Source organism: Rhodococcus sp. 008 (genome assembly GCF_001682295.1).
Lineage (GTDB): Bacteria > Actinomycetota > Actinomycetes > Mycobacteriales > Mycobacteriaceae > Rhodococcus_F > Rhodococcus_F qingshengii.
This window is the reverse complement of record NZ_CP012749.1, coordinates 689,386-713,842: the sequence shown is the minus strand read 5'-3', so window position 1 is coordinate 713,842 and position 24,457 is coordinate 689,386. Positions and strand designations below refer to the sequence as shown.

Here is a 24,457-nt window from a genome sequence, read left to right as displayed (position 1 = left end):
GAGGCTGCTCGGCGCTACTTGAAGCCGAAGTACCGAGCGAGGCGGCCGCGCGGCTTGGCCACCGGTGCGTCGTGGATCGGCGGCATGTTTTCGGGCATGGGTACCTCTGTCGGCGCCTGCTCGGGCATCGGCGCGGGGGCTGGGGGTGCAGGTTTGGGTGCCTCGCCGGGTCGGTGAATCTTGAAGCCCCACAGGAGAATCTGCGTTGTGTCGAGTTCGTGTTCTCGCGGCGCGCCGGTGTATCGAAATCCCAGCCACTCGAGGTTGGCGGACTCCGCGAACTGTTGCGGGTGGAACGGAAGTGACTGCGGATCAGGCAGGATCCCGGGCGGGTAACGCAGGGGATGGTTGCCGGCCCAGAATTCCAGTTCCCAGGTCTGCGGGATCCCCAGATTTTCGACGATGTCGATCGGGATGGCACTGAACGAGCGTCGTAGCTCGCCGTCCTCCCACAGTGCAAACGAACCCTGCGCGGTTTCGGGGACGGAGCTGATCAACAGCGTCGAGCCACCCTCTGCCGAAAGGTGCCAGGAATCAGGCAGTTTCGAGGGGACGAAGGTGCTGAGTTCGGAGCTGCAGACGACACTCACTCGACCGTACGCGCCGACGAAGACGTAGCCGGGGCTCACCGTCGCGGCCATCGACAGCGGCTGAGGCCCGAGCGACTCGAACTCCTTGTCCGGGTACAGCGACATGGCGATTTTCAGGGCCTCGGTCTGATCCGGCTGTGGGTACCTGCTCAATTCGGTGCGAGCGTCTGCGCCGCCCAGAAACCAGATCGTCGATACCCGTGCAGCCACCGGCAGCCCTCTCTCCTCAGCCTCGCTCGAAAGAAGAATACTTTCCTTCGGGTCAGCGACCGCTGCTGCGGACCCCGAGGAGTACGTCGTCCCACGAGGGAAGAGCAGGCCGTCCGCGCTTGTCCTTGGTCTGCGTCTGCTGCGGAGCGGTTTTCGGGGTCACATCCGGTGCGGGTTCGGGAACCTCTTCGGTGACGACGGTTTCCGGCTCGACAGCAATCGGTTCGGGCGCCACGATCCGTTCCGCCACCACCGTCCGCTCGGGGACTACTGTGCGCTCGGAAACTGCTGTCCGCTCGGAAACTGCTGTCCGCTCGGAAACTGCTGCGGGCTCGGGCTCGATCTCCGCCACCGGTTCGACGTCGAATCGGGACAGTTCGAGCTGCTGCGGCTCGTTCGAGACCACCGGTACCAGGCCGCGGAGTGGGCGACCGAAGTCAGGATCGATCAAGTCGAATGCCGCGTCGTCGAGTGCGACGATCGTTCCGCCGTGCGCGTCGGGCTGGTAGCGCCAGTGCGCGGCGTTGGTGGTGCGGCCGGCCTGCCACTGCAACTGCGCGACCCACTGATTGTCCTCGTCGCGCCAGGCATCCCAGGTGGCCTCGTCGATACTGTGGCCGCGGGCGCGGAATGCGTGGGTCACGATTTCGGAGAGGGTGGGAACTGTCGGACCGTTGTCGCGCACCGGGTGTCCGCCCTGCGCCATTTCCGCGGCGCGGGAGCGCTCGAGCAGAACGGGGTACGCAAAGCGCTCGACCTTGCTGATGGGGATCTTCGCTTCTTCGGCGACCTGCTCTACGGAAGCACCGGAACGAATGCGCGCCTGAATTTCGCGGGGACGGAGTTGGCTTTCCATTTCGATCTCAATCTGGCCGAGTCGAGCCACGTCTCCGCGGGAAGCTGCACGAAGTTTGTCATCGGCGGGAAGCCGGAATTTCTGGCCGGTTTCAGCATCTGCGCACACCACATGCGATCCATCGGGTTCAAGTCCGATCACTCGAAGCTCTCGCACATTGACCTCCTTATCGCGCCGGCTCGCGACTTTGCGCCGCGCTCAACTGTAATTCATTCGTGACCATGGACTCGGCAGGACACGCAGGGCGAGATGACCTCGGATCCGACCACCGGTGTGGTAGCTCACAAGGCCTGGCGCAAACGACGCTCGGCCCCCGACGTCATGCCGGGGGCCGAGCGGTGAAGCAAATGTGAAAATCAGCCGAGCTGAGAAACGACCCAGTCGATGCTCTTGGTGAGAGCGGTGACGTCATCGGGGTCGATGGCCGGGAACATGCCGACGCGCAGCTGGTTGCGGCCGAGCTTGCGGTACGGCTCGGTATCGACGATTCCGTTGGCGCGCAGGATCTTTGCCACTTCGGCAGCGTCGACGTCGTCGTTGAAGTCGATGGTGCCGACAACCTGCGAGCGGTGTGCCGGATCAGCGACGAACGGCGTTGCGAACTCACTGGCCTCGGCCCAGTTGTACAGGCGCGAGGACGAATCCGCGGTGCGAGCGGTAGTCCAGTCGAGGCCGCCGTTGCTGTTCATCCACTCGATCTGGTTGGCGAAGAGCAAGAGGGTGGCCAGGGCCGGGGTGTTGTACGTCTGATCCTTGGAGCTGTTGTCCACGGCGATGGGCAGCGAGAGGAAGTCAGGCGTCCAGCGTCCCGAATCCTTGATCTCCGCGACGCGCTCGAGGGCGGCCGGGCTCATCAGCGCGATCCACAGTCCGCCGTCTGCAGCGAAGCACTTCTGCGGAGCGAAGTAGTAGACGTCGGAATCGGCGACATTGACCGGAAGTCCACCAGCGCCCGAGGTGGCGTCGATGGCGATCAGTGCGTTCTCCGAACCCGCGGGACGCGAGACGGGGATCGACACACCGGTGGAGGTCTCGTTGTGCGCCCAGCCGATGAGATCGACGGAAGGGTCGGAGACCGGCACCGGTGCGCTGCCCGGATCGGCGGAAACGACGATCGGGTCACCGATGAACGGGTTGGCCTTGGCGACCGAAGCGAACTTGGAGCTGAATTCGCCGTTGGTCAGGTGCAGCGACTTCTCGCGGATGAGGCCGAATGCGGCCGCATCCCAGAACGCAGTGGTTCCGCCGTTGCCGAGGACGACCTCGTAGCCCTCGGGCAGTGAGAACAGATCGGCGAGGCCGGAACGAATGCTGGCCACAACGTTCTTGACCGGCTTCTGGCGATGGCTGGTGCCGAACACCGAAGCGCCCACCTCGACCAGGGACTGCAGCTGCTCGGGGCGAACCTTGGAAGGACCGCAGCCGAAGCGTCCGTCGGCGGGCTTGAGGTCGGCGGGGATGATCGGTGTGGAGGTCATCGCTTCTTTCTGTTCCTTCACTTGTGTTCTGTACTACCGTGATTGGCGAATTCGAGCGGGGTACTACGCGTGGCTGATCTGGTCCCAGCCCTCGACCGACTCCGGAGTACGGGGCGCCGGGCCGGTGTAGATGGCGGCCGGGCGTACCAGCTTACCGAGACGCTTCTGCTCGAGGATGTGTGCACACCAGCCGGCGGTGCGGCCACAGGTGAACATGGCGGGCATCATGTGCGCGGGAACCTCGGCGAAGTCGAGGATGACGGCGGCCCAGAACTCGACGTTGGTCTCGATCGCGCGATCGGGACGACGCTCACGCAGTTCTGCCAGTGCAGCCTGCTCGAGAGCTGCGGCAGCCTCGTAGCGGGGAGCGTTGAGGCGCTTCGCCGTGGCGCGGAGCACGCGTGCACGGGGATCTTCGGCGCGGTAGACGCGGTGTCCGAAGCCCATGAGCTTTTCCTTGCGGTCGAGGATTCCCTTGACCAGTGCGCGGGCGTCGCCGGTCTTCTCGGTCTCTTCGATCATCGGAAGAACTCGGGCCGGTGCGCCGCCGTGCAGCGGGCCGGACATCGCGCCGATGGCGCCGGAAAGCGAAGCCGCGACGTCGGCGCCCGTGGAGGCGATGACGCGGGCCGTGAAGGTGGAGGCGTTCATGCCGTGCTCGGCTGCCGAGACCCAGTACGCGTCGATTGCCTCGACGTGTGCCGGATCGGGCTCACCCTTCCAGCGAACCATGAAGCGTTCGGTGACGGTCTTGGCCTCGTCGATGCGGCTCTGCGGGACTGCCGGCTGGTAGATGCCGCGAGCGGACTGCGCGACGTACGACAGCGCCATGACGGATGCGCGGGCGAGCTGGTCGCGGGCGGTCTCGTCATCGATGTCGAGGAGCGGCTGGTAGCCCCAGATGGGAGCCAGCATCGCCAGTCCGGCCTGAACGTCGACACGGACGTCGCCGGTGTGAATGGGGAGGGGGAACGGCTCGGCCGGCGGGAGGCCGGGGCCGAAGCGGCCGTCGACGAGAAGGGCCCATACGTTGCCGAAGGTGACCCTCTGGCCGACCAGGTCTTCGATGTCGACTCCGCGGTAGCGCAGTGCGCCGCCGTCCTTGTCAGGTTCTGCGATATCGCTGGTGAAGGCGACGACGCCTTCGAGTCCGCTCACAAAATCGTCCGGTATTGCTGCGCTCGCTGCCATTCTCGTGGACTCTCCTCGTTCGAGTGCGCCAGGTCTACAGTCGCACTGCCTCAGCTTCAGTGACTGCGCCTCGGTGCTCGCAGGGATGAGCACGCACCGTGTTTTGTACTGCGCAATCGTCTCGTCCCGATTCGGCGCTGTCGCTGGTGCGGCTCGCGGTCCGGGTCGGGTCTAGCCACGGCAAACTTTAGCGCGTGCCGCGTAGCCGTTGGCCAGTGAGTACCCGGGAGTAGCGTTCTCGGCTGTGTCGAATGAACGTCAGGACCCGCAGGCGGTGGACAACGAACTCGCGGCCATGCGTGTGGGCTATCCGCAAGCAGGCAGCGAATCGGAGTCCGTCGAGGACCGCATGAGTGCGGAATTGGATACTTCGGTTGTCGAAACCGGTTGGCTGCCCCTCATGCGCCAATGGCTCGTGGACGCCGTCGAAGCTGACGCGCCGGAGCCCAACGCCATGACTCTGTCGACGGTGGACGACGGTGGCCGTCCGGCGTCGCGCACCGTGCTCTGCAAAGGGCTCAGCGAGGACGGCGTCCTCTTCTTCACCAACTACGGATCCGACAAGGCTCGTCACCTCGACGCCCACCCGTACGCGTCGGCGAACTTCACGTGGCTGACCCTTGCCAGGCAGGTGATCGTCCGCGGCACCACCGAGCGGGTGAGTGCTCAACTGACGCAGGAGTATTGGCGAACCAGGCCTCGAGGTTCACAGCTCGGCGCGTGGGCGTCGTCGCAGTCTCGTCCGATCGACTCGCGTGCCGATCTCGACGAGCAACTGCGTGAGGTCGCTGCTCGATTCGGCGTGGACGGTGAGATTCCGGTGCCACCGAACTGGGGCGGGATTCTGATTCGGCCCGAGTCTGTCGAGTTCTGGCAAGGACGCGCGAACCGCATGCACAATCGAGTTCGCACGAGCCTGGTCGACGGACAGTGGTCCGCCGTCCGTCTCCAGCCGTGAGCCGGCTACTCGCGGACACGACTCCGCTCGAGAATCGCGACTATCGACGGCTGTGGACGGCCGGCATCGTCACCGTCATCGGCGCTCAGCTCAGCGTGGTCGCCGTACCGCAACAGGTGTACGAGATCACCCGAAGCTCGGCCTACGTCGGTCTGACGGGAATCTTCGGTCTGGTCCCGCTGGTCGTTTTCGGTCTGTGGGGCGGCGCACTGGCCGACGTCATGGATCGACGACGGCTGTTGATGATCACCTCGATCGGACTCGGCGTCACGTCGGTGCTGTTCTGGATCCAGGCTGCCCTGAACGTGAACAACGTGTGGTTGGTGCTCGGATTGTTCTCGGTTCAACAGGCGTTCTTCGCGGTGAACCAGCCGACGCGAGCGGCGATCATCCCTCGGTTGATTCCGGGCAGGCAGTTACCTGCCGCGAACTCGCTGAACATGACTGTCGTGCAGTTCGGTGCGATAGCCGGCCCGCTACTGGCGGGTGTCCTCATACCGTCGGCCGGTCTGCAACTGCTGTACCTGCTCGACTCGATCTTTCTTCTCGCCACACTGTGGGCGGTATGGAAGCTCCCGGCGATTCCGCCGACCGGAACGTCTCGGCGAGCCGGATTGAGCGAGGTCCTCGGCGGTTTCACGTATCTCGCGACGCAGAAGGTTCTGCTCGCGTCGTTCGTGGTGGACATCATCGCGATGGTGTTCGGGATGTCGCGAGCACTGTTCCCGGAGATCGCTCACGAATCCTTCGGTGACCCCGCCAGCGGCGGTTTTGCGCTGGGACTGCTGTTCGCGGCGATGTCGGTGGGAGCCGTTCTGGGCGGAGTCTTCTCGGGTTGGTTGCCACGGGTTCAGTACCAGGGGCGAGCCGTTCTGGTCTGCATCGCGCTGTGGGGGCTGTCCATGGTCGGCTTCGGCGTTGCCGTGTACTTCGCGAGTCCCGGTTCCAGTGTGATTCTGCTCTGGGTGGCGGTCGCATTCCTGGCATTCGGCGGAGCCGTCGACATGGTCTCGGCGGCTTTCCGCAGCACGATGCTCCAGCAAGTGGCAACCGACGACATGCGCGGACGACTGCAGGGCGTGTTCATCGTGGTCGTGGCGGGTGGTCCGCGTATCGGTGACGTGCTGCACGGCGGTGCAGCCTTCCTGTTCGGGACCGGTGTCGCGGCAGCGGGCGGCGGCTTCCTGGTGATTGTCGGTGTTGTCCTTTCTGCCCTCGCATTTCCGGCATTCGTTCGCTACAAGGTGGGACGCGCCGTCTGACGTCCTGGTTAACCGGTCGCTCGTGGTGGAAACTGGTACGTATGACTGCGCCGCACAGCACGGGTAGGGGAGGGTTCGAGATCCGTGGTGGAGGCTATCGAGCCGAGATCGCCGCGGCCGGTGCCGGGTTGCGGCTACTCGATCACGAAGGACCGAACGGTCAGCGCGCGCTGACCGAGACCTGGGCACTCGGATCGAAGCCACCGCTGTCGGCCGGATTGGTTCTCGCGCCGTGGCCCAACCGAATTCGCGACGGGCACTTCATGTTCGACGGGATCGAGCATCAACTCGAGATCACCGAACCTGCGCTGGGGAACGCGAGCCACGGGTTCGTCCGGCGTCGCAATTGGAGCCTCGTGGACCACACGTACGAGCGCGTCGAACTGTCGGTCGACGTGGGACTTCACAAGGGTTGGCCCTATCCGTTGCAGCTGACGGTCGCCTACGAGGTCGGTGCCGACGGACTGACCGTCACGCACACGGCCACGAACAAGGGTGCGACCTCGTCGCCGTTCGGGCTCGGAATGCACACCTTCATTCGCGCCGGCGACTTTCCGCTCGACGAATGTGCTCTGCATCTGGCAGCAGGCACGCGGTTGCCGATCGATCCGGCGAGGATGCTGCCGAACGCGTATTCGCAGGCAGTCGCCGGTACGGACTACGACTTCCGGACACCGAGACTGCTTGCCGGGGTGCAGTTGGACACTCCGTACAGCGCATTGGACGTCGTCGACGGCAGTGGTCGCACGCAACACGAGCTGCTGGCTCCGGATGGAACGGGCACTGCCCTGTGGACCAACCGCGAGTTCCCGTGGATTCAGGCATTCGTCGCAGATCCCGCCAACGACAAGGGGTATCCCGATCGCGGCCGCGCATTGGCTTTGGAGCCGATGACCTGCCCGCCTGACGCCTTCAACTCGGGCATCGATCTCCTGGTGCTTCATCCGGGTCAGACGTGGACGGGTAGCTGGGGCATCAAGGCGCTGTGATCCGGCTCTCATACCGTGGGATCGTGTAACACCAAGTAGGCATCAGCCGATAACAATCGGTTTTCGGTACCCCGTGTCAGTGGTCCGGAAGGTCCGACGTTGCTCCCATTTGCGAATTGCAGCCGAGATTTGCAGATCAGTGTGGGTAAATGCGCGATTCCGTAGACTGGAGTACCGGTCACGCGAGTGGGAAAGCCCAGACTGGAACATGTTTCAGTTTCGGTGGGTATGTCGGGTTCGTGAGTACCCGAAAAATAGCCGTGGAGCGACCCTCCTTCGGCACGATCTCTCCCGTGCGACTAGTTTCTAGTTGATCGCATGTAGTTACTCGTTGGTTCGAGCTTGAGAGGGATCCTTCGTGCCCGCTGACAATGACACAAAGCCCACGCTTACTTACCCCGGTGGTGAGTACACGATGTCCATTGCCAGGGCAACAGAGGGCAATGACGGCATCGAGCTGGGAAAGCTGCTGGCCACAACGGGGTACACCACCCTTGACCCCGGTTTTGTGAACACTGCATCCACCAGTTCTGCAATCACCTACATCGACGGTGAGAAGGGAATCCTGCGTTACCGCGGATATCCCATCGAGCAGTTGGCAGGTAAGTCGACGTTCATCGAGGTCAGCTACCTGCTGATCTACGGCGAACTGCCGACCGACGCCCAGCTCGAGTCCTTCACGGACCGCATCCGTCGACACACCCTGCTTCACGAGGACCTCAAGCGGTTCTTCGACGGATTCCCGCGCAACGCTCACCCGATGCCGGTTCTCTCGTCCGCAGTGAACGCATTGTCGGCGTACTACCAGGATTCGCTCGATCCCGAGGATCCGGAGCAGGTGGAACTGTCCACCATCCGTCTTCTCGCCAAGCTGCCGACCATCGCTGCGTACGCGTACAAGAAGTCCGTCGGACAGCCGTTCCTGTACCCGGACAACTCGTTGAACCTGGTCGAGAACTTCATGCGTATGACGTTCGGCTTCCCCGCCGAGCCGTACCAGGGTGATCCCGAGGTCGCCAAGGCACTCGACATGCTGCTGATCCTGCACGCAGACCACGAGCAGAACTGCTCCACGTCGACCGTGCGCATGGTCGGCTCGTCGGACGCCAACCTGTTCACCTCCGTCTCGGCCGGCATCAACGCACTGTGGGGCCCGCTGCACGGCGGCGCCAACCAGGCAGTGCTCGAGATGCTCGACGAGATCAAGGCCAGCGGCAGCACCGCAGCCGAGTTCGTCCGCAAGGTCAAGAACAAGGAAGACGGCGTGAAGCTCATGGGCTTCGGGCACCGCGTCTACCGCAACTACGATCCGCGCGCTGCGCTGGTCCGCGAAACCGCGCACACCATCCTCGCCAAGCTCGGCGGCGACGACGAACTGCTCAACATCGCAATGCAACTCGAAGAGGCCGCCCTCACGGACGACTACTTCATCGAGCGCAAGCTCTACCCGAACGTCGACTTCTACACCGGCCTCATCTACCGCGCGATGGGCTTCCCGCCGCGCATGTTCACGGTGCTGTTCGCCATGGGCCGTCTGCCCGGCTGGATTGCGCACTGGCGTGAAATGCACGAGGATCCGGCTACGAAGATCGGCCGCCCGCGCCAGATCTACACCGGCTACACCGAGCGTGACTACAGAGACATCACGTCCCGCTGACGCGTGACCTAGCGATATCACCACCCGCTAGTCTTCTGTACCCAACATTTCGCCTCAACGAGGAGGACCCATGAGTAGCAAGCCCGTAATCGAGTTCCAGGAAGGCCCCGCGCCGACCGATCTGGTCATCAAGGATCTGGTTGTCGGAGAAGGCGCCGAAGCCGTTCCCGGTGGCACCGTCGACGTTCACTACGTCGGTGTCGAGTTCGAGTCCGGCGAAGAGTTCGACTCTTCCTGGAGCCGTGGCGAGTCCATTCAGTTCCCGCTTCGTGGCCTGATCAAGGGCTGGCAGGACGGCATCCCGGGCATGAAGGTCGGCGGACGCCGTCAGCTCACCATTCCGCCGGAGCTGGCATACGGCCCCGCCGGTGCAGGGCACCAGCTTTCCGGCAAGACCTTGGTCTTCGTGATCGATCTGCTGGACGCCAAGTAATCCACTGTGCGCCTTTATTAACCCCCCGCGGTTAATAAAGGCGCACAGCACAAGCAGCCCCGCACCGTCAGGTGTGGGGCTTTCTTGTGTGGTCAGCTCGCGGTCTTTCGTCGGTAGAGCCAGTTCGACCACACGAATCCCACGGCGGCGATGCCCAGGCACCACGCGAGGGCGATGGCCGCGCTGTTCCCGATCGGCGTGCCCATCAGGAGTCCGCGCACAGTCTCGATGATCGGAGTCACGGGTTGGTGCCGGGCAAACCCCTGCAGCCAGGACGGCATGGTCTCAGCCGGTACGAAAGCAGTGCTGACGTAGGGCAGGAACATGATGGCGAAGGTGAATCCGCTTGCAGCCTCCGGGTTCTTGGCCAAGAGTCCCAAAGCTGTCGAGAGGTACGACATGGCAAAGACGAAGGCGACGATCACAGCGGCGACGCCGAGCCAGCGCAACGGATCGCTGGTCGGGCGAAATCCCATGATCAGCGCAACCACGACCACGATCGCCGTAGTCAGGACGTTGCGGACGACGCTGGCCAGTACATGACCGGTCAGGACCGACGGCGGAGAGATCGCCAAGGTCCGGAAACGGTCGATGATCCCGTCCTTCATGTCGCTCGAGACGCTGACCGCAGTGGTCGAGGCGCCGAAACCGGCGCACAGAAGGATGATTCCTGGCACGACGTAGTCGATGTACTCGCTACCGGTGTTGATGGCGCCGCCGAAGACGTAGACGAACAGCAGCATGAGCATGACCGGAAGGGCTATCGCGGTGATCATCGAATCCGGACTGCGCAGAACGTGTTTGAGATTCCGGCGGAGCATCACCGCGGAATCGATTGCAATGGTGGAGGTCATCGAACGCTCGCAATCTCGGGTTGGCCTGATCCGGTGAGCGCGAAGAACACGTCGTCCAGATCCGGAGTGTGAACGGAGAACTTCTCGACGGTGATCGACGGATCGTCGATCGAGTCGAGGATCGCTTTGATCGACGGAACTGCCCCGTCGGAAGGGATGTGCAGGGTCAAGGTCTCGGCATTCGAATGCGCCTGCGGCAGTGATGCCGCGGCGAGTTCGAGTTGGGCCAGGTTCTCGAATTGCAGTGCGACGTGGCCGCCGGGAACAAGGCGTTTGAGTTCGTCCGGTGTTCCCTCGGCGACGATGCGGCCGCCGCTCAGCACGCCGACCGTATCGGCCAATTCGTCTGCCTCGTCGAGGTATTGGGTGGTGAGGAAGATGGTGACGCCTGACGCTGTGAGTCCTCGAACGATCGACCACATGTCGTGGCGGCTTCGCGGGTCCAGGCCGGTGGTGGGTTCGTCGAGAAAGACGACGTCCGGTCGGGCGACGAGGCTCATTGCGATGTCGAGTCGTCTGAGCATGCCGCCCGAGTAGTCGCCGGCGCGTTTGTCGCCGAAGTCCGTCAAAACGAACTGGTCGAGCAATTCCTCGGCACGGCGACGGGAGTTCTTCCGGCCCAGGTGATTCAGTTCGCCCAGTAGGGTGAGGTTCTCGAATCCGGTCAGCAAGGTGTCGACGGCTGCGTACTGCCCGGTCACGCTGATGCGCCGCCGAACGTTCTGTGGATCTCCGGGCAGTGAATGCCCCGCGACCATGACCTCGCCTCCGTCGAAGGGGATGAGGGTGGTGAGAATTCTTACGGCCGTGGTCTTTCCGGCGCCGTTCGCGCCGAGGAGGGCGTACACCGATCCGGCCGGGACCGACAGGTCGAGTCCAGCCAGTACCTGTTGATCGCCGTAGCGCTTACGGAGTCCGCGGACCGAGATTGCGGGGATCGTTCCTGACATCGAGACCTCCAAGTAAGAACTGTGTATGTCATAAACTCGTGTTTATAGCGTACACAGTTCTAGGATGATGGCAAGAGTGAAGAGTGGGAGCTTATGGATCGCGGAGCGCTACCGAGAGCAGTTGAACTGGCCTGGGGACTGGACCAGCCGGGAACGCGGGGTCCGAAGAAGGGGCTCAGTCTCGAGCAAATTCTCGACACCGCGATCGAATTGGCCGACGCAGAAGGCGTCGCCGCTCTGTCGATGGGCCGCGTGGCCAAAGCGCTCGGCTTCACGACCATGTCGCTCTACCGCTACGTGGCAAGCAAAGACGAACTGATCGAACTGATTTCGGATCGGGTGATCGGGCCGCCGCCGGTGATTCCCGACGGCGTGACCTGGCGCGTCAAGCTCGAGGCGTGGGCGAATCAGGAGTATGCCACGATGCTGAGTCGACCGTGGTGGCTCAAGCTGCCCATCACGGCTCCACCGACCGGGCCCAACAACATGGCGTGGCTCGACGCGGGTCTGAGCGCCCTCGACGGGGTCGCCCTGAGCGCCGCGTCGAAGTTCCAGGTGGTGACCAACGTGTCGTTGTTCGTCATCGGCCGCGCTCGATTCTCGGCTGACCTGGCTTCTCGTTCAGCGCAGTCGGCAGACGACGACGTCGCATACGGCGCTCTCATTGCTCGTGTCATCAATCGGGAGGGATTCCCCTACCTGAGTGCAGCAATCGAGGAAGGCGGCTTCGAGGACGGCAGCCCGGAGGGTGAGGCCGCCGGCGACGATGCCTTCGATTTCAGTTTCTCGCTCGGTTTACTTCTCGACGGAATCGAGAAGCTGGTGCAGCGGTCAGGACACCAGCGCGGTGGCGCTGACGTCGTCGATGATCAGATCGGTGATCAGCCCGCCCCGTAGTGCTCCCTCCAGAGCCGGCAGTTTTGCTGTTCCGGCGACGATGCACACGCGCCTGGCGACCTTCTCGAAAAGGTCCAGTCGCGGGCCGCTCGCGCGCTCGTTGAGTTCGATTCCGCGGTAGCTCCCGTCCGACCGGAAGAAGACGGTTGCGATGTCGCCGACCACTCCGTCGCGTCGAAGTGCTTCTGCTTCATCGGGTTCGAGGTATCCGGCGGTGTAGACGTGACTCGGTACGTTGCCGCCCGGTACGCCGATGCTGAAGACTGCCAGGTCCATTCGCTTCTGCATGTCCAAGACGCGTTTGATGCTTCGTTCGCGCCACAGTTGCTCCCGAGTTTCCGGGTAGTCGAAGAAGGCAGGCACCGGAAATCCTTGTGGCAGAGCACCGTAGGCGTCGGCGATGGTTCTGATGATGTCGCTGGCGTAAGAGATCCCGGTGGTGCGAGTATTCGCGGCGCCGTTGAGTTGCACGACGTACGAGTTGTACGTGCGTTTGGGGGCAAGGTGCTTGCTGACTTCACTGAGAGTGGTTCCCCAGGCGATCCCCATCACCATGTCGCTGTCGAAGAACGACGCCAGCAGGCGTCCGGCAAAGGTTGCGACCTTTTCGAGTCGCTCGAGATCTCCCACCAGTTCCGGCACGGTCACCACGTGGGCGCGCACTCCGTAACGGTCCGAGAACTCGCGTTCGATGCGAGGAGCCTGGCCGTGCGGGGTGCTGATCTTGATCTCGACGAGACCCGAGGTGCGCGCGTAGGTGATCAATCGGGAGACGGTGGATCGGGACACCCCCATGTCGCGGCCGATGGCAGCCATGGTCTGGTCCTGGAAGTAGTAGAGGCGTGCGGCCTGAACTGCGTCGGCGATGCGCGGGTCCGCCGGATCGGAGGTAGCGGAGTCCGAAGTGGGAGTTTCCATGGGTTCGTCCTGTCTGCACGTACGTGCAAGAGCATTGAACCGAATCCTATCCGAGTAGGCCCAGGCCGAGGCGCTCGATCACGCAAAGTCCCAGAAGTGTGTCTGTTACCCGCGTTACGGTGCGCAAATGGGGTATTTGCACATATGTGCACGAGCTATGCGTGAATGTGCAAAGGGCTTTACGCTACGGGTGCAGCAATCCAAACTATGACATGCATCACAACGAAGTGAGGGTGGGGATGGAGAAAGCCAAGCGATTAGGGCTTCCAGGCGAGTTGGCAGCCGAGTTCGCCGGAACGATGATATTGATCTTGTTCGGCGTCGGAGTTGTGGCGCAGGTTGTGTCCGGCGGGAGCGGTGGGGGTCTCGGCGGACACGACAGTATCGCGTGGGCCTGGGGACTCGGCGTCATGTTCGGCATCTATGTCGCAGGCCGGGTGACGGGTGCTCATCTGAACCCCGCAGTAACCTTCGCCTTTGCGATCTTCCGGGGATTCTCCTGGCGCAAGGTCCTGCCCTACACGCTGGCGCAGACCGCTGGAGCCTTTGTCGCGGCCCTGATCGTCCGGTGGAATTACAACGACATGCTCAATGCCATCGATCCCGGACACACAACGGCGACTCAGACGATCTTCTCGACGATGCCCGGAAACGGAACGCTCCCGGTCAGTCTGGGATCAGCGCTGATAGATCAGATCATCGGCACGGCGATCCTGTTGTTCCTCATCGTTGCGGTGACCGATACTCGGGGAACTCCGCCGCTCGCGAATCTTGCGCCCTTCGTCGTCGGTTTGATCGTGGTGGCAATCGGATTCGCATGGGCGACCAACGCGGGTTACGCCATCAATCCGGCCCGCGACTTCGGTCCGCGGCTGGCGTCGTATCTCACCGGTTACGGCAGCGCCTGGCGAGATCAGTACGGGAGCCTGTATTTCTGGGTGCCCATCGTGGGGCCGCTGATCGGCGCTCCGATCGGGGTGTTCCTCTACGACAAGCTGATTGGTCGATTCCTGCCTGACGAGTCGGTGGAGAAGGCAGCCGAGGAGCCGGCCACGATACCGGCCTGATGGCGAATCATCATCTCTGACAGTAAATCTTTCGCACTTTCTTCGACACCAAAGGGGTAGCACGATGGCGCAGTTCGTAGCCGCGATAGACCAGGGAACCACCTCCACGCGATGCATGATCTTCGATCACAGTGGGCACGTAGTCGCTGTCGAACAGCACGAGCACACACAGATCTTTCCGCAGGCAGGCTGGGTCGAACACGATCCGATCGAAATTTGGGACAACGTCCGCAACGTCACCGCGGGCGCCTTGGCCAACGCAGATCTGACCGCGGCCGACATCGCATCCGTCGGCATCACCAATCAGCGTGAGACGGCAGTGGTCTGGGAACGAGCAACCGGAAAGCCCGTTTACAACGCCATCGTCTGGCAGGACACACGCACCGATCGAATCTGTACTGCACTCGCCGGCGAAGACGGCCCCAGGAAGTACGCCGAAGTCACCGGATTGCCGTTGGCCACGTACTTTTCGGGCCCCAAGGTCAAGTGGATTCTCGACAACGTCGAGGGCGCGCGTGAGAAGGCCGAAGCAGGCGAGTTGTGCTTCGGCACGATGGACACCTGGGTGCTGTGGAACATGACCGGCGGCGTCGACGGCGGAGTGCACGCTACCGACCCCACCAACGCGTCGCGCACTCTGTTGATGGATCTCGACACTCTCGCTTGGGATTCGGCGATCTGCGCCGACATGGGCATCCCCGAATCGATGCTCCCCGAGATTCGCAGCTCGTCCGAAACTTTCGGATTCGTGCGCGAACGCGGAACGTTGTCCGGCGTGCCGATCGCCGGAATCCTCGGCGATCAGCAAGCAGCGACTTTCGGTCAGGCCTGCCTCTCGCCCGGAGAAGCGAAGAACACCTACGGAACCGGCAACTTCGTGCTCCTCAACACCGGCACCGAAAAGGTGATGAGCAAGAACGGCTTGTTGACGACGGTCTGTTACAAGATCGGTGAGCAGCCAACGGTTTACGCACTGGAAGGATCGATCGCCGTGACCGGTTCGCTGGTCCAGTGGCTTCGGGACAACCTCGGCATGATCGACAACGCGGCCGACATCGAGGTGAACGCGCGCTCTGTGGACGACAACGGTGGCGCGTACTTCGTGCCCGCGTTCTCGGGCCTGTTTGCACCGCATTGGCGCGCGGATGCACGCGGTGCGATCGTCGGTCTGACAAGGTTCGTGAACAAGGGGCACCTTGCCCGGGCGGTGCTCGAAGCGACTGCGTACCAGAGTCGTGAGGTGATCGAGGCGATGAACCTCGACTCGGGTGTCGACTTGAAGGTTCTCAAGGTCGACGGCGGAATGGTCGCGAACGAACTCCTCATGCAATTCCAGGCCGATCTGCTCGACGTCGAGGTGATCCGCCCTGTCGTTGCGGAGACCACGGCATTGGGCGCTGCGTACGCCGCTGGTCTCGCGGTCGGGTACTGGGAGAGCGAGGACGACATTCGCAGCAACTGGGCGAAGGACAAGAGCTGGACGCCGTCGATGGATTCGGCCGAGCGTGAGCGCCTGTATGCAGGCTGGCAGAAAGCCGTCACTCGGACACTCGACTGGGTCGACGCAGACTGATCGCGGCGCCCCCATTTCTACCTATTTTCAAGTGAAGGAACAGTTTTCATGAGCACAGCACAAGCATTGAGTCCGTCCTCGCGGGCGGAGTCGCTGAAGAAGTTGGAAGAAACCGAACTCGACGTCCTCGTTATCGGCGGTGGCGTGGTCGGAGCGGGTAGCGCGCTCGACGCCGCAACTCGCGGTCTGAAGGTGGGCTTGGTGGAGGCTCGTGACTTCGCGTCCGGAACCTCGAGCAGGTCGAGCAAGCTGTTCCACGGCGGACTGCGTTACCTCGAGCAGTTCAATTTTGCGCTCGTGTTCGAGGCACTGCGTGAGCGGTCGCTGGTTCTGAATTCGCTGTGCCCGCATCTCGCGAAGCCGGTGCCGTTCATCTACCCACTCGAGAAGTTGATCGACCGGCCGTACGTCGGTCTGGGCATCGGCGTCTACGACGTGATGGGCGCAGGCCGCGGGGTTCCCTCACACCACAAGCATGTGGGCAAGAAGAAGACTCTCGAATCGTTCCCTTCCGGAAAGCGCTCTGCTATCCGGGGTTCGGTCAAGTTCTACGAGGGTCAGGTAGATGACGCCCGCCACACGATGATGCTGGCGCGCACAGCAGCCGAATACGGCGCACTGTGCGTGAACAGCACCCGCGTAATCGGCTTTCTCCGTGAGGAGGACCGCGTAGTCGGGGTGAAGGCCGTGGATCTGGAAACAGGTCGCGCGTTCGAGATCCGTGCTCGTCAGGTCATCAACGCCGCCGGGGTCTGGACCGACGAGATCCAGGAAATGGTAGGTGGTCGAGGACAATTCCAGGTTCGCGCTTCGAAAGGTGTGCACCTGGTCGTCCCGCGAAACCGCATCAACTCCTCTACCGGAATCATCACGCGGACCGAGAAGAGTCTGCTGTTCGTGATCCCGTGGGGAAGCCACTGGATCATCGGCACGACGGACACCGACTGGAACCTCGACCTCGCCCATCCGGCAGCGAGCCGAAGCGATATCGACTACATCCTCGGACATGTCAACAAGCTCCTTCAGGACGAGTTGACGCACGAGGACGTCGTCGGTGTGTACGCGGGGTTGCGTCCGTTGCTGTTCGGCGAATCGGATTCGACCAGCACTCTCTCGCGTGAGCATGCGGTGTCGAGTCCGGTCCGAGGTTTGACGGTGGTCGCCGGTGGCAAGTACACCACTTACCGCGTGATGGCCAAGGACGCTGTCGATTCCGCGGTGCACGGATTGGAACAGAAGGTGCCGAAGTCCTGCACCGAGCGTATCCAACTTGTGGGTGCCGACGGCTACTTTGCCGCGCACAACAATCGGCATCTCACCGCTGAGCGCACGGGACTGCACGTTTCGACCATCGAGCACCTACTGGGTCGGTACGGCACTCTGGCTGACGAGTTGTTCGAACTCGTCGAGGCGCGACCGGAACTGGGGCAGCCGTTGGACTCCGCCCCCGAGTACCTCAAGGCGGAGATCCACTACGCTGCGAGCCATGAGGGTGCGCAGCATCTCGACGACATCCTCACCCGTCGTACCCGCATCTCCATCGAGGTGACCGACCGCGGCGACGCGGCAGCAGCGGAAGTAGCCGAACTGGTTGCGCCGGTGCTGGGTTGGACTCCCGAGCACATTGCCGAGGAGATCGAACACTACCGGTTGCGTGTTGCAGCCGAGCGGGAATCTCAGGAGCAGCCCGATGACCTGACCGCTGATGCGGCGCGCCTCGGTGCACCGGACGTTCGCACCGGAGTCGCTGTCGGACAGGTTTGAGTCCGAGACACCACCAATGATCGGCCGGGACCCTGTGTCCCGGCCGATCGACCGAACTGCCTCGGTGTCAATCGAACTCGTCTGCCGAACATTCGGGGAGGTCGATCGTCACCACCGCGCCCCCGTTCGGATGGTTCGCGAAGTCGATACGAGCGCCGATGACCGCCGCTTGTCCCACTACGATCGTCAAGCCGAGGCCCAGGCCCGAGTTCGGGCCGCGTTCGACGGAGTTGGTCTGAAATCTCCTCGGCCCCTGGCGAAGCCACTCTTCAGTGAACCCGACGCCCCGATCCCGGACCGTGATGCGGGAGTGGTCGACGTGGACATTGATCGGCGACTTTCCGTGATTGCGAGCATTCAAGATCAGGTTGGCGATGATCCGCTCGAGCCGACGTGCGTCGGTGTGCGACACAGGCGTCCCGTGAACTCTCACTTCGCATTCCACCCCGGTGGTGGAAATCGCGTGACGCACCACCGGTGCCAGTTCCACCGATTGGATGTCAGCCTGCTCGGAGGTGGTGTCGAGGCGTGCCACTTCGATGACGTCCTCGGCGAGCCTCCTGAGTTTATGGACGCCGTCGCGCACCAATTCGGTTGGCCTACCGGGTGGCAGGAGTTCTGCGGCGCCGACCAGTCCGGAGATGGGTGTCCTGAGATCGTGCGCGATGTTGGCTGTCACGCGCTTCTCGGCGTCCAATTGTCCCCGTAGAGCATCGGACATCGCGTCGACCGCATCCGCCAGCTCGGTGATCTCGTCGTCGAAAAGCGACCAGGTGACCGAGCGGACGCGGATGTCCGCTCCGGTAGACACTTTGCGAGCCGCACGGGCGGCCGAGCGCAATCGATACGACATCGCGAGTCCAAGCAGCACACCCAGGACGGCACCCGCTGCGATCACTGCGACGGTGGCGTTGCGAAGTGTCCGATCGACGCTGGCGATCGATTCCCGCTGCGCGGTGTACGGGACGCGAATCGCCACCACCTGAGTGTTGACGTCGGCAGCAGCCCAGACGAATGGCTGGTCCCCGCTGTCGACAAGGTAGGTGGCACGTTTGCCGCCCGCCACGGCCTGACGCAACTCTTCCGGAACGTCGAGACCATCTGTGGTGGCGCGGAACAGCGCACGCATGCTGCCCGTTTCGTCCTGCAGCACCAGTTGGAGATTGCGATCAGCTGCCGCCCGCGCTGCATCCTCTTGGTTGTGTGAAAAGGTTTGATGCATCACGGTACTGAGCGTGATCGAGGCGACGGCAATCACGAACGTGATGGCCGCCGCGATCTTCCACTGAAACGACAACCGCCTCCCGGTGGACGGGAGCTTGGCAGCGAGATCCCGCGATCTCACCGATGGTTGTCCATCGTGTAGCCGAACCCCCGGACGGTCCGGATCTGTTCGGAGCCGATCTTCGTGCGCAATCGCTGAACGTGAACGTCGACGATGCGCGTATCGCCGCCCCAGTCGTAATCCCAGACGTCCGAGAGCAGTTCGGAGCGAGACCAGACTTTGCGCGGCACACTCACCATGACCAGGAGCAGCTTCATTTCGGTGGGTGTGAGAGCCACTTCGGCGCCCGAACGCGTGACGGTCACCAACTCGCGATCGATCTCCAGATCGCCGAGAGTCACGATGTCTTTCTCCGTACCGGAATGGGATTCGACCCGCCGGAGCACACTGCGGATACGGGCCACCAGGACACCGCTGTCGAAGGGCTTGGTGACGTAGTCGTCGGCACCGGCTTCCAATCCGAGAACGATGTCGACCGGGTCGTCGCGCGCGGACAGCATGATGACCGGCACCGACAGTTCCTCACGAATGCGTCGGCACAGGCTGATTCCGTTCAGGTCGGGAAGCATCACGTCGAGGACGGCGATATCCGGCTTGGCGTCGATCGCCATATCCATGCCGGTCAACCCACCCGATGCGGTGATCACCCGAAACCCGTTGCGTTCGAGATTCAATTGCGTTGCTTCGCGTATGACAGCGTCGTCTTCGACCAGCAAAATCAACGGATCGGTCATCGGCCTTCGCTTTCATGGGAACGGAACACTCTCAAACCCTTCACCGGTCCACTTGTATGCAGTCGACGATTGACAGAACTCCGGAATGCCGGGGTCTTTGCACAGGTCGACCATGACCGACAATCCTCCGGTTGAGCCGACGACGTAGCGTCCTGGGTCTTGCACTCCGAAGACTTTGTGAGCGCCCGATTCGTCGATCTGGTAGACGAATCCGGCGACCATGAAGCTGACCGGTGGGGCCGGTCGTCCCCAGATGCCGACAGACTCGCAGGTGAAGACATTGACGACGGCATCTTGCCAAACGGCGCCTGTCACGGGGGAGTACCGGATTTCGAAGGGGAAGTTCGCATCACCGCACAGTCGGAGACTGTCCTTGACCGCATCGGACACTTCCGGGTCTGCTCTGAGGAGGGCAACAGGATCGATGCTCAAGCCCTGTGAGAGATCCGAGGGGTCGAGTGATGCTGCGATATTCGGAGTGGGTTCTGATTCAGGCTCGGTGGAACAGGAGACGAGAGCAAACGCGACCGGCAGGCAAACACCGGCGAGCATCGCGCGGCGACGGCGATCAATCACGGATGAACTCCATTCCATCCCAGTGGAACTCGGTCCGAAGCGGTGGACGGGGGCAACATTCGAACTCCGGTGGCCGCGGATCCGTTTCCAGGACAGACAAACTCGCGGCGCGTTGACCGCTGACGATGAACTTTCCGCGCTCTTCGACGGAGAACAGGCGCTCACCCAGTTCGGGATCGTCTTCACTCGAACCGGCCTTGCCGCTGCGGTAGACGTAGCCGGCAAGGTTGACCGAAATCGACACTCCGGTCCCGGGTTGGTGGGCCGGTTGGCACGGATACACATTCATGACGACGAGTTCGGTCTCCGGCACGATACGCGGTGCGCCTGGATCGAGAAGGATGGACCCGACCGAGATCGGATACCAGTCAGGGCACGACCGAAGTTCTGTCTTCACTCCCTCGGACACCCCAGGATCGTCGAGGAGCGCCCGGCCCAACCTCGAGTTTTCGGCAACCCGTCTGGCCAGGTCTGCAGGTTGTGTGACGGGCAACCCGGTGGAAGCGACATCGCCTTCGATCACAACGCCCTGGGTGGACGCGCAGCCGGTGATCACGGACGCTCCGAGGGTTGCTGCCGCGAGCGCTGTACCGAACAGGCTGCGAGTACGGTCTGATCGACCGCCGCAGATGTCACTCCGATACAACACGTTCCCCTCCCCGGCCGCTGCGAACCCTCTCATCGGCATGTGCGTTTTCATACGATCACAGGTGATCTCGATATCGGAGTTTTGCCACCCACCGTTACGTAATCGTATGAATGTCAGGACCGTCGAGAGTTGGTACGCGACCGACGGAATTCTGTTACGAAACCGATGGAATCAGGCTCCTAGAGTGAGTCACGTCGGTGCTCACCGCTTGGGCGGAACGAGCTGATCCGCGTATCGAGGAGTGTGAGAGCAAATGCCTGAAGTATTGCTGACCAACAAGACTCGGCGTCCGCGAGTGCTGCTCGCCGTACTGACGATCGGGGTGGTGTGCGCGATGACAGGGTGTTCGAGTGATGACAACAGCGCTCCAGGAGACGAAACGACGACTACATCGGTGGTTGCGGCGTCTACGACCCCACCGCCGCTGACCGCAGCGACCACTTCGGAGACAGTCGAAGGCTCGAACTCGGTGGGCGGCGGTACGGACGCATCCACCCCCGGAGTCCCGGCGGGCGGAGCAGCGCCGGCCTGGACACCGGTCTCGACCAGCGCGGCTGCCCCTGCGGCCCCTGGTCCGGCTACCGAGTCGACCAAGTGCACCGATCAGATCAACTATGTGGGTGACCCTCGTTCGAATGCGGAGATCAACAGCATCGGAGAGCGGATGGGTTCGTGCCCGGCGCCCCTCCCGCCCGATGCCGTCGAGCCCTCCGAGAAGTGCACCGACCAGATCAACTACGGCGCTGACCCTCGTTCCAACGCCGAGATCAACATCATCGGGGAACAAACCGGGATCTGCCCCGAGCCGATACGCCCCTAGCGACTTCAAAACCTGAGCATTAGTCGGGAATTCGACCAAGAGCCGAACCAGGGGGAGATCGGAATGACAAGCAGGGCAGGTGGACGTTCGATCGACAGTGTTGCCGACGATGCGTCCCGAGGGGATCGGGACGCGATTGCAGAACTCCTTCAACGCATCGTGCCTCTGGTGACGCGGCGCTGCCGTGCCGAACTGCGACCGCTCGACGCTGATCGTATTGCCGTCGGTATCTGCCGATCCGTCCTGTCCGACATTCGGCGACGTAGACGTGCCGGAGAAGCGTTCCTCGCGCATCTGTACGACGCGATCAGTCGCGAAATCGATTCGCTACCCGCCTCCAGTCGACTCACTCTGCCCTTCGGTGATCTGTCGGCCGCAGAACGCAACGTCTTGGTAGCTCGCATCGTTGTCGGCTTCGACGTGCGCGAGACGGCGCTGTCACTGCGAACGACAACGAGCGCCGTCGAACTCGCCCAACACCGCGCGCTGGCCAAGATCAGACGCGACAGCCTGAGCGGCGCCTGAATCAACGCTCGAAAGTCAACAGCTGCAACCCTTCGCAACTCCCGGCAACCTCACGCAACTCTTTCCCTTCGCCCGTGACCTGCACGACACTGCATGGCGACGAGTGATCGAGAACGAGGAGTGTGACTGTGGTTCAACGGACGGCGCAGAAGCCTACAACCCCAGGATCGAAAAAGACCGGCGCCAAGCCTCATTCGGGGCTGGACCGGGATGCATTGCTGAAGGCGTACGAGAAGATGTCGCGCATCCGTGCGTTCGAGGATCGACTGCACGAAGAGAATGCAACCGGTGACATCCCCGGCTTCATTCACCTCTACTCGGGCCAGGAAGCCATCGCGGTGGGAGTGTGCGAGAACCTGAGCGACGCCGATTACATCGGATCCACTCACCGCGGTCACGGGCACTGCATCGCCAAGGGCTGCGATCTGAACGGCATGATGGCCGAGATCTTCGGCAAGGACGACGGCCTGTGTCGCGGTAAGGGCGGCTCGATGCACATCGCCGACCTGTCCGTGGGAATGCTCGGCGCCAACGCGATTGTCGGCGGAGCCCCGTCGTTGGCGATCGGCGCTGCACTGAGTGGTAAGACGCTTCGAAACGGTGTCATCGCAGCGTCGTTCACGGGTGACGGTGGATCCAACCAGGGAACCGTCTTCGAGGCGATGAACATGGCTGTGGTGCTGGATCTTCCGATCGTCTTCGTGATCGAGAACAACGGATTCGGTGAGGCCACCGGAACCGACTACGCAGTTGGTGCACCCGACATCGCCGCGCGCGCCGCATCCTTCGGCATGCCTGCCGTCAAGGTGGACGGCACCGACTTCTTCGCGGTCTACGACGCGATGGCGGAAGCATCGGAGCGCGCCAGGACCGGCGGTGGCCCCACCACGATCGAGGCGGCGGCATTCCGTTGGCACGGCCACTTCGAGGGTGACGCGCAGCTGTACCGCACGGCGGAACAGGTTGCGCAACTACGGGAAACCAAGGATCCGCTCAAGAATTTCCGTAGCAGCGTGGATGTGAAGAAGGTCAGCACCGCTGATCTGGACGCGGTGGACGAGCAGTCGCGAGTGCTGGTGGACGAGGCGGTAGCGAAGGCGCGTGCCGCGGCGTATCCACCCGTCGAGAATCTGCTGACCGATGTCTACGTGTCGTACTGAGGAGCCCGAGATGACAAGCGTGGAAGCCGAGAACGTGTCGAAGAAGACCTACCGCGAGGCCGTCAAAGAGGCCATCGCCCAAGAAATGCAACGCGACCCGAGCGTCGTTCTCATCGGTGAGGACGTACGGGGTGGGCATGCCGGTACCAATCCCGATCTGGAGACGAAGAAGATCGAGGCATTTGGCGGTGTCCTGGGTGTCACCAAGGGATTGTGGACGGAGTTCGGATCGGAGCGTGTAATCGATACCCCGATCACCGAATCCGCGATCATCGGAATGGCTGCCGGAGCCGCACTGACCGGACTGAGGCCGGTCGCCGAGCTGATGTTCATGGACTTCTTCGGAGTCTCCTACGACGCGCTCTACAACCAGGCTGCCAAGTTCCGCTACATGTTCGGTGGCAAGGCCAGAACCCCGCTGGTGGTGCGAGGCATGATCGGCGCAGGGTTCTCCGCCGCTGCGCAGCACTCTCAGTCTCCGTACAACGTGTTCGCGGCAGTGCCTGGTCTGAAGGTAGTCGCTCCGTCCAATGCCTACGACGCCAAAGGCCTTCTCATCCAAGCCATCCGGGACGACGATCCCGTCGTCTTCTGTGAGCACAAGGTTCTCTACGACCTCAAGGACGAAGTGCCGGACGAGCCGTACGCGATTCCTTTCGGCGTCGCCAACTACACCAGGCAGGGCGACGACGTCACGATCATCGCGTTGTCCGCAATGGTGAACCGCGCCAACGACGTAGCAGACAAGCTGGCCGCCGAGGGTATTTCGGTCGAGGTTGTCGATCCTCGTACCGTCTCACCATTGGACGAGGACGGCATCCTCGAATCCGTCGCATCGACTGGAAGGGTCGTGATCGTCGACGAATCCGCCGCCCGCTGCGGTTTCGGGCACGACGTAGCCGCGCTGATCGCCACCAAGGGATTCAACTACCTGAAAGCGCCGATCGAACTGATCACGCCGCCGCACACGCCGGTTCCGTTCTCCCCGACCCTCGAAACTGCCTGGCTGCCTGACGCGGCGCGCATCGAAGAGTCGGTTCGCAAGCTGGTGAGAGCCTGAT

At 62.7% G+C, this 24,457-nt stretch carries 24 protein-coding genes; 13 read left to right on the top strand and 11 right to left on the bottom strand.

Annotated elements, in window-relative coordinates; genetic code table 11:
• Positions 1–14: 14 nt before the first annotated feature.
• From AOT96_RS03290 to AOT96_RS03275, 4 genes are all read right to left on the bottom strand, one after another.
• Complete coding sequence (locus tag AOT96_RS03290; protein ID WP_042451221.1) at positions 15–800, bottom strand: DUF6928 family protein; 786 nt, start codon at positions 798–800, stop codon at positions 15–17.
• Between the two features lie 52 nt (positions 801–852).
• Positions 853–1,812 (bottom strand): septation protein SepH, encoded by a 960-nt coding sequence (sepH, locus tag AOT96_RS03285; protein WP_058037820.1) that lies wholly within the window; start codon positions 1,810–1,812, stop codon positions 853–855.
• Positions 1,813–2,012: 200 nt separating this feature from the next.
• Positions 2,013–3,134, bottom strand: coding sequence for a phosphoserine transaminase (gene serC / locus AOT96_RS03280; RefSeq protein WP_007733484.1), 1,122 nt, complete (start codon positions 3,132–3,134; stop codon positions 2,013–2,015).
• Positions 3,135–3,197: 63 nt separating this feature from the next.
• A complete protein-coding gene (locus AOT96_RS03275; RefSeq protein WP_003940025.1) occupies positions 3,198–4,325 on the bottom strand; it encodes a citrate synthase 2 in 1,128 nt (375 codons plus the stop codon).
• A 244-nt stretch (positions 4,326–4,569) separates the two neighbouring features.
• On the opposite strand from AOT96_RS03275, the gene pdxH reads away from it, so the two are divergent.
• The 5 genes from pdxH (at position 4,570) to AOT96_RS03250 (ending at position 9,624) form a co-directional block, all read left to right on the top strand.
• On the top strand, positions 4,570–5,283 hold the full coding sequence (pdxH, locus tag AOT96_RS03270; protein ID WP_007733483.1) for a pyridoxamine 5'-phosphate oxidase: 714 nt from the start codon (positions 4,570–4,572) through the stop codon (positions 5,281–5,283).
• The gene (locus AOT96_RS03265; protein WP_021332219.1) at positions 5,280–6,545 is read left to right on the top strand and encodes an MFS transporter; all 1,266 of its coding nucleotides are present in this window, start codon (positions 5,280–5,282) and stop codon (positions 6,543–6,545) included. The genes pdxH and AOT96_RS03265 overlap by 4 nt, the downstream gene beginning before the upstream one ends.
• Before the next feature lie 41 nt (positions 6,546–6,586).
• Positions 6,587–7,534 carry an aldose 1-epimerase family protein gene (locus tag AOT96_RS03260; RefSeq protein WP_042921680.1) on the top strand — a complete coding sequence of 316 codons (948 nt, stop codon included), beginning with the start codon at positions 6,587–6,589 and terminating at the stop codon, positions 7,532–7,534.
• A gap of 358 nt (positions 7,535–7,892) precedes the next feature.
• Positions 7,893–9,191 (top strand): citrate synthase, encoded by a 1,299-nt coding sequence (locus AOT96_RS03255; RefSeq protein WP_003940509.1) that lies wholly within the window; start codon positions 7,893–7,895, stop codon positions 9,189–9,191.
• Positions 9,192–9,261: 70 nt separating this feature from the next.
• Positions 9,262–9,624 (top strand): FKBP-type peptidyl-prolyl cis-trans isomerase, encoded by a 363-nt coding sequence (locus AOT96_RS03250; protein WP_003940440.1) that lies wholly within the window; start codon positions 9,262–9,264, stop codon positions 9,622–9,624.
• A 92-nt stretch (positions 9,625–9,716) separates the two neighbouring features.
• Here the strand turns inward: AOT96_RS03250 and AOT96_RS03245 are convergent, their stop codons facing one another.
• Both AOT96_RS03245 and AOT96_RS03240 read right to left on the bottom strand, forming a co-directional pair.
• Complete coding sequence (locus tag AOT96_RS03245; RefSeq protein WP_007733480.1) at positions 9,717–10,478, bottom strand: ABC transporter permease; 762 nt, start codon at positions 10,476–10,478, stop codon at positions 9,717–9,719.
• Entirely contained in the window at positions 10,475–11,428 is a 954-nt protein-coding gene (locus AOT96_RS03240; protein ID WP_063315906.1) for an ATP-binding cassette domain-containing protein, read from the bottom strand. The genes AOT96_RS03245 and AOT96_RS03240 overlap by 4 nt, the downstream gene beginning before the upstream one ends.
• A 93-nt stretch (positions 11,429–11,521) precedes the next feature.
• On the opposite strand from AOT96_RS03240, the gene AOT96_RS03235 reads away from it, so the two are divergent.
• Positions 11,522–12,325, top strand: a complete 804-nt coding sequence (locus AOT96_RS03235) for a TetR/AcrR family transcriptional regulator (protein WP_065351286.1) — start codon at positions 11,522–11,524, stop codon at positions 12,323–12,325.
• On the opposite strand, the gene AOT96_RS03230 is transcribed toward AOT96_RS03235, so the two are convergent.
• Positions 12,260–13,243 carry a sugar-binding transcriptional regulator gene (locus AOT96_RS03230; protein ID WP_065351285.1) on the bottom strand — a complete coding sequence of 328 codons (984 nt, stop codon included), beginning with the start codon at positions 13,241–13,243 and terminating at the stop codon, positions 12,260–12,262. The genes AOT96_RS03235 and AOT96_RS03230 overlap by 66 nt on opposite strands.
• Before the next feature lie 239 nt (positions 13,244–13,482).
• On the opposite strand from AOT96_RS03230, the gene AOT96_RS03225 reads away from it, so the two are divergent.
• The 3 genes from AOT96_RS03225 (at position 13,483) to AOT96_RS03215 (ending at position 17,647) form a co-directional block, all read left to right on the top strand.
• On the top strand, positions 13,483–14,310 hold the full coding sequence (locus AOT96_RS03225; RefSeq protein ID WP_003940085.1) for an MIP/aquaporin family protein: 828 nt from the start codon (positions 13,483–13,485) through the stop codon (positions 14,308–14,310).
• A gap of 64 nt (positions 14,311–14,374) precedes the next feature.
• Entirely contained in the window at positions 14,375–15,883 is a 1,509-nt protein-coding gene (gene glpK / locus AOT96_RS03220) for a glycerol kinase GlpK (RefSeq protein ID WP_047270937.1), read from the top strand.
• 48 nt (positions 15,884–15,931) lie between these two features.
• The gene (locus AOT96_RS03215; protein ID WP_065351284.1) at positions 15,932–17,647 is read left to right on the top strand and encodes a glycerol-3-phosphate dehydrogenase/oxidase; all 1,716 of its coding nucleotides are present in this window, start codon (positions 15,932–15,934) and stop codon (positions 17,645–17,647) included.
• 67 nt (positions 17,648–17,714) lie between these two features.
• On the opposite strand, the gene AOT96_RS03210 is transcribed toward AOT96_RS03215, so the two are convergent.
• The 4 genes from AOT96_RS03210 to AOT96_RS03195 are packed head-to-tail and all read right to left on the bottom strand — an operon-like array spanning position 17,715 to position 20,891.
• Positions 17,715–18,992 carry a sensor histidine kinase gene (locus tag AOT96_RS03210; protein WP_065351283.1) on the bottom strand — a complete coding sequence of 426 codons (1,278 nt, stop codon included), beginning with the start codon at positions 18,990–18,992 and terminating at the stop codon, positions 17,715–17,717.
• Positions 18,989–19,666: a response regulator transcription factor gene (locus tag AOT96_RS03205; RefSeq protein WP_047270932.1), complete on the bottom strand. Its 678-nt coding sequence runs from the start codon at positions 19,664–19,666 to the stop codon at positions 18,989–18,991. The genes AOT96_RS03210 and AOT96_RS03205 overlap by 4 nt, the downstream gene beginning before the upstream one ends.
• 12 nt (positions 19,667–19,678) lie before the next feature.
• The gene (locus tag AOT96_RS03200) at positions 19,679–20,242 is read right to left on the bottom strand and encodes a hypothetical protein (protein ID WP_003940255.1); all 564 of its coding nucleotides are present in this window, start codon (positions 20,240–20,242) and stop codon (positions 19,679–19,681) included.
• Entirely contained in the window at positions 20,235–20,891 is a 657-nt protein-coding gene (locus AOT96_RS03195) for a hypothetical protein (RefSeq protein WP_003939689.1), read from the bottom strand. Before AOT96_RS03195 ends, AOT96_RS03200 begins: the two co-directional genes overlap by 8 nt.
• Positions 20,892–21,144: 253 nt before the next feature.
• Between AOT96_RS03195 and AOT96_RS03190 the strand changes: the two genes are divergently transcribed.
• The 4 genes from AOT96_RS03190 (at position 21,145) to AOT96_RS03175 (ending at position 24,456) form a co-directional block, all read left to right on the top strand.
• On the top strand, positions 21,145–21,711 hold the full coding sequence (locus tag AOT96_RS03190) for a hypothetical protein (RefSeq protein WP_065351282.1): 567 nt from the start codon (positions 21,145–21,147) through the stop codon (positions 21,709–21,711).
• Between the two features lie 63 nt (positions 21,712–21,774).
• Positions 21,775–22,236 carry an RNA polymerase sigma factor SigD gene (locus AOT96_RS03185; protein ID WP_007733468.1) on the top strand — a complete coding sequence of 154 codons (462 nt, stop codon included), beginning with the start codon at positions 21,775–21,777 and terminating at the stop codon, positions 22,234–22,236.
• 236 nt (positions 22,237–22,472) lie between these two features.
• A complete protein-coding gene (locus AOT96_RS03180; protein ID WP_051649553.1) occupies positions 22,473–23,396 on the top strand; it encodes a thiamine pyrophosphate-dependent dehydrogenase E1 component subunit alpha in 924 nt (307 codons plus the stop codon).
• A gap of 10 nt (positions 23,397–23,406) precedes the next feature.
• Complete coding sequence (locus AOT96_RS03175; protein WP_007733466.1) at positions 23,407–24,456, top strand: alpha-ketoacid dehydrogenase subunit beta; 1,050 nt, start codon at positions 23,407–23,409, stop codon at positions 24,454–24,456.
• Position 24,457 lies beyond the last annotated feature (1 nt).

What these genes read in the sequence shown, in the direction of transcription:
- serC (WP_007733484.1), bottom strand. Translation starts at nt 3,134, where the DNA reads ATGACCTCCACACCGATCATCCCCGCCGACCTCAAGCCCGCCGACGGA.
- AOT96_RS03275 (WP_003940025.1), bottom strand. Translation starts at nt 4,325, where the DNA reads ATGGCAGCGAGCGCAGCAATACCGGACGATTTTGTGAGCGGACTCGAA.
- AOT96_RS03260 (WP_042921680.1), top strand. Translation starts at nt 6,587, where the DNA reads ATGACTGCGCCGCACAGCACGGGTAGGGGAGGGTTCGAGATCCGTGGT.
- AOT96_RS03250 (WP_003940440.1), top strand. Translation starts at nt 9,262, where the DNA reads ATGAGTAGCAAGCCCGTAATCGAGTTCCAGGAAGGCCCCGCGCCGACC.
- AOT96_RS03245 (WP_007733480.1), bottom strand. Translation starts at nt 10,478, where the DNA reads ATGACCTCCACCATTGCAATCGATTCCGCGGTGATGCTCCGCCGGAAT.
- AOT96_RS03240 (WP_063315906.1), bottom strand. Translation starts at nt 11,428, where the DNA reads ATGTCAGGAACGATCCCCGCAATCTCGGTCCGCGGACTCCGTAAGCGC.
- AOT96_RS03235 (WP_065351286.1), top strand. Translation starts at nt 11,522, where the DNA reads ATGGATCGCGGAGCGCTACCGAGAGCAGTTGAACTGGCCTGGGGACTG.
- AOT96_RS03230 (WP_065351285.1), bottom strand. Translation starts at nt 13,243, where the DNA reads ATGGAAACTCCCACTTCGGACTCCGCTACCTCCGATCCGGCGGACCCG.
- AOT96_RS03225 (WP_003940085.1), top strand. Translation starts at nt 13,483, where the DNA reads ATGGAGAAAGCCAAGCGATTAGGGCTTCCAGGCGAGTTGGCAGCCGAG.
- glpK (WP_047270937.1), top strand. Translation starts at nt 14,375, where the DNA reads ATGGCGCAGTTCGTAGCCGCGATAGACCAGGGAACCACCTCCACGCGA.
- AOT96_RS03215 (WP_065351284.1), top strand. Translation starts at nt 15,932, where the DNA reads ATGAGCACAGCACAAGCATTGAGTCCGTCCTCGCGGGCGGAGTCGCTG.
- AOT96_RS03205 (WP_047270932.1), bottom strand. Translation starts at nt 19,666, where the DNA reads ATGACCGATCCGTTGATTTTGCTGGTCGAAGACGACGCTGTCATACGC.
- AOT96_RS03190 (WP_065351282.1), top strand. Translation starts at nt 21,145, where the DNA reads ATGCCTGAAGTATTGCTGACCAACAAGACTCGGCGTCCGCGAGTGCTG.
- AOT96_RS03185 (WP_007733468.1), top strand. Translation starts at nt 21,775, where the DNA reads ATGACAAGCAGGGCAGGTGGACGTTCGATCGACAGTGTTGCCGACGAT.
- AOT96_RS03180 (WP_051649553.1), top strand. Translation starts at nt 22,473, where the DNA reads ATGTCGCGCATCCGTGCGTTCGAGGATCGACTGCACGAAGAGAATGCA.
- AOT96_RS03175 (WP_007733466.1), top strand. Translation starts at nt 23,407, where the DNA reads ATGACAAGCGTGGAAGCCGAGAACGTGTCGAAGAAGACCTACCGCGAG.